The organism is Sinomonas sp. G460-2 (genome assembly GCF_047759905.1).
GTDB lineage: Bacteria > Actinomycetota > Actinomycetes > Actinomycetales > Micrococcaceae > Sinomonas.
Genome location: NZ_JBKZWT010000145.1, coordinates 1 through 8,762, shown reverse-complemented (window position 1 = coordinate 8,762; position 8,762 = coordinate 1). Strand labels below are relative to the sequence as shown.

The 8,762-nt window shown below is 67.7% G+C and carries 10 protein-coding genes; 1 reads left to right on the top strand and 9 read right to left on the bottom strand.

Translation table 11 applies throughout. The features are described 5' to 3' along the window. From miaB to ACLN58_RS13580, 5 genes are all read right to left on the bottom strand, one after another. Positions 1-1,300 (bottom strand): tRNA (N6-isopentenyl adenosine(37)-C2)-methylthiotransferase MiaB (gene miaB / locus ACLN58_RS13600; protein ID WP_415855796.1); only part of this gene is annotated, 1,300 nt, incomplete at its 3' end. Positions 1,301-1,392: 92 nt separating this feature from the next. Beyond that, positions 1,393-2,556 carry a hypothetical protein gene (locus tag ACLN58_RS13595; protein ID WP_415855795.1) on the bottom strand — a complete coding sequence of 388 codons (1,164 nt, stop codon included), beginning with the start codon at positions 2,554-2,556 and terminating at the stop codon, positions 1,393-1,395. 110 nt (positions 2,557-2,666) lie between these two features. Then, positions 2,667-3,197 (bottom strand): regulatory protein RecX, encoded by a 531-nt coding sequence (locus ACLN58_RS13590; RefSeq protein ID WP_415855794.1) that lies wholly within the window; start codon positions 3,195-3,197, stop codon positions 2,667-2,669. Positions 3,198-3,200: 3 nt separating this feature from the next. After that, on the bottom strand, positions 3,201-4,247 hold the full coding sequence (gene recA, locus ACLN58_RS13585) for a recombinase RecA (RefSeq protein WP_415855793.1): 1,047 nt from the start codon (positions 4,245-4,247) through the stop codon (positions 3,201-3,203). A gap of 214 nt (positions 4,248-4,461) precedes the next feature. Continuing rightward, positions 4,462-4,683: a DUF3046 domain-containing protein gene (locus ACLN58_RS13580; RefSeq protein WP_415855792.1), complete on the bottom strand. Its 222-nt coding sequence runs from the start codon at positions 4,681-4,683 to the stop codon at positions 4,462-4,464. Between the two features lie 122 nt (positions 4,684-4,805). Between ACLN58_RS13580 and ACLN58_RS13575 the strand changes: the two genes are divergently transcribed. Beyond that, positions 4,806-5,342, top strand: a complete 537-nt coding sequence (locus ACLN58_RS13575) for a MarR family winged helix-turn-helix transcriptional regulator (RefSeq protein ID WP_415855791.1) — start codon at positions 4,806-4,808, stop codon at positions 5,340-5,342. A gap of 25 nt (positions 5,343-5,367) precedes the next feature. Here the strand turns inward: ACLN58_RS13575 and ACLN58_RS13570 are convergent, their stop codons facing one another. The 4 genes from ACLN58_RS13570 to ACLN58_RS13555 form a co-directional block, all read right to left on the bottom strand. Next, a complete protein-coding gene (locus ACLN58_RS13570) occupies positions 5,368-5,802 on the bottom strand; it encodes a helix-turn-helix domain-containing protein (RefSeq protein ID WP_136609858.1) in 435 nt (144 codons plus the stop codon). A 160-nt stretch (positions 5,803-5,962) separates the two neighbouring features. Beyond that, complete coding sequence (locus tag ACLN58_RS13565; protein WP_415855790.1) at positions 5,963-6,436, bottom strand: CinA family protein; 474 nt, start codon at positions 6,434-6,436, stop codon at positions 5,963-5,965. A gap of 7 nt (positions 6,437-6,443) precedes the next feature. Further along, positions 6,444-7,040, bottom strand: coding sequence for a CDP-diacylglycerol--glycerol-3-phosphate 3-phosphatidyltransferase (pgsA, locus tag ACLN58_RS13560; RefSeq protein ID WP_415855789.1), 597 nt, complete (start codon positions 7,038-7,040; stop codon positions 6,444-6,446). A gap of 9 nt (positions 7,041-7,049) precedes the next feature. Continuing rightward, on the bottom strand, positions 7,050-8,762 hold a 1,713-nt coding region (locus ACLN58_RS13555), incomplete at its 5' end, for a DNA translocase FtsK (protein ID WP_415855788.1).

The window sequence follows — 8,762 nt, the reverse complement described above, 5'->3', positions numbered from 1 at the left end:
CCGTCCCGGTGGGGTCGGCGATGAGGTGGTGCGGCGCTGCTGCCGTGACTGTGACGGTCACGAGATCGCCGGGGCGAGGCTCGTCGGCGCCCGCAGGGACGCTGAAGTGGACCAGGCGATTGTCCTGTGCGCGGCCCGACAGACGGTGGGTCTCCCCCGCCTTGCGCCCGCTCTGCGCGGTCACGAGGAGCTCGACCTCGCGCCCGATCTGGCGCGCGTTCTCCTCGCCGGAGATGCGCTCCTGAAGCGCGACGAGACGCTCGTAGCGTTCCTGGACCACTGCTTTCGGCAGCTGGTCCGGCATGTCCGCGGCCGGGGTCCCGGGGCGCTTCGAGTACTGGAACGTGAAGGCGCTCTGGAAGCGGGAGCGTTCGACGACGTCGAGCGTCGCCTCGAAGTCCTCCTCCGTCTCGCCCGGGAAGCCCACGATGATGTCGGTCGTGATCGCCGCGTGGGGAATCCGCTCGCGTACCCGGTCGAGGATGCCGAGGAACTTCGCCGAGCGGTACGAGCGGCGCATGGACCGCAGGAGGCTGTCCGAGCCGGACTGGAGCGGCATGTGCAGCTGTGGCATGACGTTTGGCGTCTCCGCCATCGCGTCGATGACATCGTCCGTGAAGGCCGCGGGATGCGGGCTCGTGAACCGGACGCGCTCGAGCCCGTCGATATCGCCGCACGCCCTCAGGAGCTTTCCGAACGCGAGACGGTCGCCGAACTCGACGCCGTACGAGTTCACGTTCTGGCCAAGCAGCGTCACCTCGATCGCGCCGTCGTCGACGAGGGCCTGGACCTCGGCGAGGATCTCGCCCGGCCGACGATCGCGTTCCTTCCCCCGCAGGCTCGGAACAATGCAGAACGTGCACGTGTTGTTGCAGCCCACGGAGATCGAGACCCAGCCGCTGTACACCGAGTCGCGCTTCGTGGGGAGCGTCGACGGGAACACCTCGAGGGACTCGAGGATCTCGAGCTGCGCCTCATGATTGTGGCGCGAGCGCTCGAGGAGCGCGGGCAGCGCGCCCACGTTGTGGGTTCCGAAGACAGCGTCGACCCACGGCGCCTTCTCGAGGATCGTGTCCCGGTCCTTCTGCGCGAGGCAGCCGCCGACGGCGATCTGCATGCCCGGGTGCCGCTCCTTGACGGGGCGGAGCTGGCCGAGGTTGCCGTAGAGGCGATTGTCCGCGTTCTCGCGCACGGCGCACGTGTTGAAGACGACGACGTCCGGCTCAGTGCCCTCCGCGGCGCGCACGTAGCCGGCCGCCTCCAGCAGACCCGACATGCGCTCGGAGTCGTGGACGTTCATCTGGCAGCCGAAGGTGCGCACCTCGTAGCTGCGCGGCGTGTCGATCGTGGAACTCACCCATCAAGGGTACCGGCCGGGCGCGGATTCGTGCGTCAGTACCAGCCGATGGCCACTTCGTGCGACCACGCCGCGCAGGGGCTGCCGTAGCGGTCTCGAATGTAGCCGAGTCCCCAGACGATCTGCGTGCGGTAGTTCGTCAGCCAATCGCTGCCCGCGGAGTAGTACTTGTCCGGTGGGAGGGCCTGGGCGACGCCGTAGGCCCCGCTCGACGGGTTCGTGGCGTCGGTCATCCAGCTCGACTCGCGCGTCCACAGCTGGAGGAGGCACTGATACTCGCCGCCGCCCCAGCCATAGCTGCCGATCTGTGAACTCGCGAATGCTTGAGCGCCCGCCGGATCGTCAATCACTCCGACCCGCGGACTCACGACTGTTGCGGCCGGCGCGACCTGAGCCTGCTGTGCAGCTGCCGCGGCGGCCTGTTCCTGGGCGAGCTTCTCAGCCGCCTGCCGCTTCGCCTCCTGGGCTGCCTGGTACGCGGCGAGGGCGGCCTGACCCTGCTCGTAGCGCTGCTCCACATCGGCCGAGGTCCCCTTGAGCGACGCGAGCTGAGCCGTGAGCGTGGATTGCTGCTGTTGGGTCTGCGCTACAACGTCTTGCGCGTGCTTCTGCGCGGCTTGGGCCGCGTCGAGATCCTGCTTAGCCGCGGCCGAGAGCTGAGCGAGCACGTCCTCGGCCGCCCGCGACTGGGCTTCCGCGGCGGCCGCATTGTTGGCGGCGCCCTTGTATTGCGCAACGGCCTTCGACGCCTGGTCGCCCAGGATCTGGATGGTCCCGAGCCGGTCCAGGCCGTCCGACTGGCCCAGGACGGACAGCGCGTCGAGCGCTCCCGAGGGCGCTCCGCCGATGTACGCCGCGGAAGCCACGCGCCCCGCGGCCTGCTGTGCGAGGTCGCGCTGCTTCTCGAGCGCAGCGGTCGCCGCTCGCTGCGCGTCCACGACCTTCTGCTGGTTCTGGACCGCCTGCTCGGCCTTGGCATAGACGACGCCGGCCGCGACCGCCTTCGACGACGCATCCGCGGCCGCGGCCTGGACGTTCGTGAGGAGGCCGTTGATCTTGGTGACCTCTGCCTGTGCCGAGTCGACGTTGGCCTTCGCCGCCTGCACGTCGTCCCATGACGGGAATCCCGACGGCGGAGTGTCGTCGTCGGCCACAGCGCCGGGCACGGCAGCGCCCAGCGCCAAGAGGACGCTGGCCATCGCGGCGGCAGCGCGGTGAAGTCTGAAGCCTCGAGCACGTCGCATAGTGACCCCCAGTCTTGCGAGGGCCTCTCACGCCGGTCCACGAGGCACGCCGGTTCCCGGCGTATTCACAGACTCCGCCGGCTCGCCTCCTCGAGGACATCCGAAGCGATGCGGAAGGCCCTCGCCGGCGGGTGGCCCTTCCGCGCGAGCATCCCCACGAGACGGCGCAGCTCGCGGTCCTTCGTGGCACGATCCCCGAGCACAGCAGGCCGGACTCGCCGCTCGACGAGTCGACGCGCTGCCTCATCCTCATCCTCATCGCTCAGATCAGCGAGAGCGTCCTCGGCCGTCTGACCGCCGATACCTTTGGACGCGAGCTCCCGGCGGAGTGCGCTCTTCGAGAGCGACTTCGACTCTGAGCGGCTCCGAACCCACATTGCCGCGAACGCGCCGTCGTCAATGAGGCCGACTTCTTCGAAACGCTCAAGCACCATCTCGGCGGTCTCTTCGGGAACGTTGCGTTCTCGAAGCTTGCCGGCGAGCTGGTGCCGACTCCGCGGACCCAGCGTGAGCTGCCTCAGCAGGATGGCCCGCGCGACGGACTCGGGGTCCGGCTCACGGTCCTCCTCCTGCTCGCGCGAACGGTTCCCACCCAAGCGCTACTCGCCCTCGACGGCCTTGAGCCGCGGCTCTTCCTCGGCGTCCTTCTTGACCCCGACGCCGAGCTTCTCCTTGATGAGCCGCTCAAGCTCGTCCGCGAGCTCGGGGTTGTCGCGCAGGAAGCGCCGTGAGTTCTCCATGCCCTGGCCGAGCTGATCACCGTCGTACGTGAACCACGAACCCGACTTCTTGATGATGCCGTGCTCGACGCCCATGTCGATGATCCCGCCCTCGCGGGAGATGCCCTGGCCGTAGATGATGTCGAACTCGGCCTGCTTGAACGGCGGGGCCATCTTGTTCTTGACGATCTTGGCCTTGGTCCGGTTGCCGACCGAGTCGGAACCCTCCTTGAGCGTCTGGATGCGGCGCACGTCGATGCGCACAGAGGCGTAGAACTTGAGCGCCTTACCACCGGTGGTCGTCTCGGGAGAGCCGAAGAACACACCAATCTTCTCGCGCAGCTGGTTGATGAAGATCGCGGTCGTCTTGGTCTGGTTGAGGCGACCGGTGACCTTGCGAAGCGCCTGGCTCATGAGCCGAGCTTGGAGGCCCACATGACTGTCGCCCATCTCGCCCTCGATCTCGGCCCGGGGAACAAGCGCCGCGACCGAGTCGATGACGACGATGTCGATAGAGCCCGAGCCCACGAGCATGTCCATGATTTCGAGGGCCTGCTCACCGGTGTCCGGCTGCGAGACGAGCAGCGCGTCCGTGTCGACGCCGAGCTTCGCTGCGTACTCCGGATCGAGCGCGTGCTCCGCATCGATGAACGCGGCGATGCCGCCGTTCCGCTGTGCGTTGGCCACGGCGTGCAGCGCGACGGTGGTCTTACCGGACGATTCCGGCCCGTAGATCTCGACGACACGGCCGCGCGGGAGGCCTCCGATGCCGAGCGCGACGTCCAGCGCGATCGACCCCGTCGGGATGACTTCGATCGGCGCGCGGGTATCGTCCCCGAGACGCATGATCGATCCCTTGCCGAACTGCTTGTCGATCTGTGCGAGGGCCGCTTCGAGGGCCTTTTCGCGTTCTGGCGATGCCGCCATGGTCCACCTCCGGTCGGGGTTCTCTGGGCCTCGGCAAGGCCCTTTCAGGCCTGCCGTTCAATCCACTCGCTACGCTACCGAGACCCGCCGACAAAACGCGGCGTTCGCCCGCCGTTGTGGACGTCCGGCCCGAAACGGTGAATTTTCTGCTCTGTTGAGGAGAATACCCCGAACCGAACACATCTTCGAAGACGTCCGCGGCGTGTCGCGACCTTCAGCCTCTCAGCGGACGGTCCTTGCCGAGCCGCCGCTCTCGCGGGACGTCCTGCATATCGCAGACGGCAAGCCAGACGGTGCGAGGATTCTGCCCCGCCTGCAGCGCCTCCACAGCGGTGCGTCCGCCGACTGCGGCCAGCACGAGAGTCGAGGCAAGGACGCGCGCGTAGGCCGCCCCGAACTCGTCCTCCATGAACCGCCAGAAGTCGCTGTGCCGCATCAAACCATTCTTTCATGGGCTCCCTTAGCCCGTCCGCAGTTGCCGCCAGCCTCACCGAGGCCCATCTCAGTGTGTGACTCAGTGCCCAAGTAGGCGTCTGGTCCGCTGCCTATGATGTGGTCATGTCCAGCCCACGCCAGAGCCCAGAAGAGTTTGACCAGGCCTTCGAGTCGATCGAACAGCAGCTGAGCCTTTTCTGGCGCCGCTCGCGAGCCATCTCGCACACCCTCTCGCGTTCTCTCCACCCTGAAATCGAGCCCGGCGCGTACGGCCTGCTCGTGATCCTGCGGCGCGAGGGGCCCCTGCGCATCACGGAACTCGCGAGCCTCATCGGCATCGGCAAGCCGTCCGTGAGCCGCCAGGTGGCGTTGCTCGAGCAGCTGGGCCTCGTGTCCAAGGAAGACGACCCCGACGATCGTCGCGCCCAGCGGGTCACGCTGAGCCCGGCCGGAGCCTCCGAGGTCGATGAGCTCCGCAGCCGCAGGCTCGAGTTCTTCCGCGATGCGCTCGGCAACTGGGATCTAACGGACCTGTCCCAGCTCTCGGACTACTTCTCGCGGCTCAACGACGCCCTCGGGGCGGCCGGCCGCCGTCGCCCGGAGCCGGGCGCGCAGCCTTCGGAGACAGCGGAGGGGCCGGGCATCAGCCCGACCCCTTGAAACCCACGCCGCTGAACCTTTCGGGTCAGCGCGATCCGCTCAGCTTGCTCAGTTCGACGTCCAGCTCCTCCGAGAGGTCGCGGCCGTAGCGCTGGGAGAACTCCTGAGGAACGGTGTCCGGCACCGAAACTCCCTCGGCCACCGCGACGCGGTCGCTGACTTCGCGGAGCATGGCGGAAAGGGGCACGTCGAGGGCGGCGCAAATCGAGGAGAGAAGCTCGGACGAGGCTTCCTTCTGGCCTCGCTCGACTTCGCTGAGGTACCCAAGAGAGACACGCGCGTTGTGCGAGACTTCACGGAGCGTGCGGCCCTGACGCTGGCGGACGTCGCGGAGGACGTCCCCAATCTCATGACGCAGAACTACCATCTTGCGCTCCTTCTTCTCTTCAGGGGCGATTTCAGCCAAGCCCACATTGCGCCAGCGGACTACGCCATTGACGGTGACGGGCTGCTTGACCATATGTATCAGTGCGCTCCTCATAGGGGGCCCGGCTTCCCGGGCATCCGTGTGACTCATCCTAGTGCTGCCACCACGGGGGTGGCGACATTAGGATCAACTCCCCGACCCGATCCTTTGTTCCCCCGCAGCGCCCTTCTCAACCCAAACTCACAGCATGCTCTCAGCTCACTGCGTCGAGGAGCGCCGTGAGCGCGGCGTCGCGAGCAGCCGCCCGGATCTCCGCGCGGGTCCCTGAGAAGCGGTATTCACGCACCTCCGTGCCATCTGGCCCGGCGAGCCCCACGAACACCGTGCCCACGGGCTTGCCGTCGTGCGGCTCCGGCCCTGCCGCTCCCGTTGTCGAGACGGCGTAGTCCGCGCCGCACGCGGCCCGCGCCCCGACGGCCATTTGCCGCGCGACCTCGGGATCGACGGATCCGGCCTCTTTGAGCAGGTCCTCCGAGACCCCGAGCAGGGCCGCCTTGACCTCCGTCGCGTAGCTGACGACGCCACCCCGCAGCATGAGGGAGGCACCCGGGACGTCCGCGAGGCTCGCCGCCACGAGCCCAGCCGTGAGCGACTCCGCCGTCGCGGCCGTGCTGCCCCTCGCCACGTATGCCGCAACGACCTCCTGGGCGGTCACGCTCGAACTCATCGAGACCTCACTCCCCCTTGGGTTGCGCCCGCAGGGCCGCGGAGCGAAGCCGGAGGGCCTTCACGACGTAGTCGACGCCCGTGACGACCGTGATCGCGACGGCAGCAAGCATGATCACGAACGCGACCACGGGGACAGCGGGCGCAACGTCGCGGAGCGGGAGCAAGTACAGACCGATCGCAACGCTCTGGAGGACCGTCTTGAGCTTCCCTCCCGGGGAGGCCGGCATCACGCCGTAGCGGATCACCACGAAGCGCAGCGCCGTGATTCCCCACTCGCGCACAAGGATGACGATCGTGATCCACCAGGGCAGTTCCCCGAGGACTGAGAGCAGTACGAGCGCGGCGCCCGTGAGCAGCTTGTCCGCGATCGGGTCGGCAATCTTCCCGAAGTTGGTGACGAGATTGCGCCTCCGAGCGATCTGCCCGTCGAGCTGATCCGTGTACATCGCGACGACGAACGCGAGGACCGCGAGCCACCGCAGGGGGCCCTGATGGGAGCCGTCTGCGATCATGAACCCCACGAACACCGGCACGAGGACGATCCGGAACATCGTGAGGACGTTGGGCAAGTTCCAAAGCTGGGACGGCCCTTTGGTAGTCATCACTCAAGCCTATCGGCCGGTGAGCTGCCAGGCGTCGTCGCCGCCGTCGTCATCCTCGTCGTAGTAGTCGGTGGCCTGCGGGCGCGAGTCGAGATCGCCCTTCACGAGGTCCTCCGCGTAGGGCGAGCTCACGTTGTGCTCCCCGAGGTGGTGATTGGCGTTGGCGTTGTCGGCGAGCGCCCGATCCGCTGGGTTCGCTCGGGAAGCGGACGACGGCGCGTCCTCGCCTCGGAGCGCGCCCAGGACGGCCGGAAGGTCGTCCGGCTTGACGAGGACATCGCGCGCCTTCGAGCCCTCCGACGGGCCGACGACGCCGCGGCTCTCTAGGAGGTCCATAAGCCGCCCGGCCTTCGCGAAGCCGACGCGCAGCTTGCGCTGGAGCATCGACGTCGAGCCGAACTGCGTCGTGACCACGAGCTCGGTGGCCTGGAGCAGGACCTCGAGATCGTCGCCGATCTCCTCATCGATCTGCTTCTTCTCGGGCTCGGCAGCGACGTCGTCGCGGTAGGTCACCTGGAGCTGGCCCTTGACGTGCTCGACCACTTGGTGGATCTCCGACTCCGAGACCCACGCGCCCTGCACGCGCATTGGCTTGGACGCACCCATGGGGAGGAACAGGGCGTCGCCCTGGCCGATGAGCTTCTCGGCGCCCGGCTGGTCGAGCACGACGCGCGAGTCCGTCACCGAGGACGTCGCGAAGGCCATACGGGACGGCACGTTGGCCTTGATCAGGCCGGTCACGACGTCCACCGACGGGCGCTGCGTCGCGAGGACGAGGTGGATGCCGGCCGCTCGCGCGAGCTGGGTGATGCGCACGATCGAGTCCTCGACGTCGCGCGGCGCGACCATCATGAGGTCCGCGAGCTCGTCGACGATGACCAGGAGGTACGGGTAGGCCTTGATCTTCCGCTCGGACCCCGGCGGCGGGACGACCTTGCCCGCCTTGACCGCCTTGTTGAAGTCGTCGATGTGCTTGAAGCCGTAGTTCGCGAGGTCGTCGTACCGCGCGTCCATCTCGCGCACGACCCATTGGAGGGCCTCCGCGGCCTTCTTCGGGTTCGTGATGATGGGCGTGATGAGGTGCGGAACGCCCTCGTACGCGGTGAGCTCGACGCGCTTCGGGTCGACCATGACCATGCGGACCTCGTCCGGCGTCGAACGCATGAGGATCGACGTGATCATCGAGTTCACGAACGAGGACTTGCCCGCGCCGGTCGCGCCGGCCACGAGCATGTGGGGCATCTTCGCGAGGTTCGCAACGACGAAGCCGCCTTCGACGTCCTTGCCCACGCCCATGACCATGGGATGCTCGGTGCGCCGCGCGTTCTGGCTGCGCAGCACGTCGCCGAGGGAGACCGTCTCGCGGTCCGTGTTGGGGATCTCGATGCCGATCGCGCTCTTGCCGGGGATGGGGCTCAGGATTCGCACGTCCGAGCTCGCGACGGCGTACGCGATGTTCTTGCTGAGCGCCGTGACCTTCTCGACCTTCGTGCCCGGGGAGAGCTCGATCTCGTAGCGTGTCACGGTCGGGCCGCGGCTGAAACCCGTGACCTCGGCCTCGACGTTGAACTGCTGGAGGGTGTTCGTGAGGGCCGCGACGACGGCGTCATTCGCCTCCGTGCGTTCCTTCGGCACCGTTCCGTGGACCAGCGCCTCGGACGAGGGAAGCGTGTATGTCACGTCGCCGGCGAGCTGGAGCTGCTCCGTGCGCTGTGGAATGGG